The sequence below is a fragment of the Citrobacter amalonaticus genome, assembly GCF_018252635.1.
GTDB lineage: Bacteria > Pseudomonadota > Gammaproteobacteria > Enterobacterales > Enterobacteriaceae > Citrobacter_A > Citrobacter_A amalonaticus_E.
Genome location: NZ_JAGTXM010000061.1, coordinates 1 through 358 on the forward strand (window position 1 = coordinate 1; position 358 = coordinate 358).

Sequence of the window (358 nt, forward strand, 5' to 3'; positions counted from 1 at the left end):
CCCTGGCCACCGACACCACCGGCAACACCACCACCGTCACCCGTGACTTCAGCGTCGCCGCCGACAGCACACACCTGCCCACGGTCACCATCAACGCCCTCGGCGATGACCTTCTGAATGCCGCCGAGGTGGCGGCTGACCAGACCATTACCGGTAAGGTGAGCAACGCCGCTGAAGGCGACACAGTGAAAGTCACCCTCAACGGCACTGACTACACTGCTACGGTAGCAGCAGACCTCACCTGGTCCGTCACCGTCCCGGCGGCTGACCTCGCGCTGCTCACCGACGGTAACGTCACTGTCTCCGCCGAAGTGACTGCCGCGAACGGCAACACCGGCAGTGCGACACGGGATATCAC

1 protein-coding gene is annotated in these 358 nt (G+C 64.2%); it reads left to right on the forward strand.

Going from position 1 to position 358, the window contains the following annotated elements; genetic code table 11:
• Positions 1-358, forward strand: a 358-nt coding sequence (locus tag KE671_RS22710) for an Ig-like domain-containing protein (RefSeq protein ID WP_206164811.1), incomplete at both ends; no start/stop codon positions are given.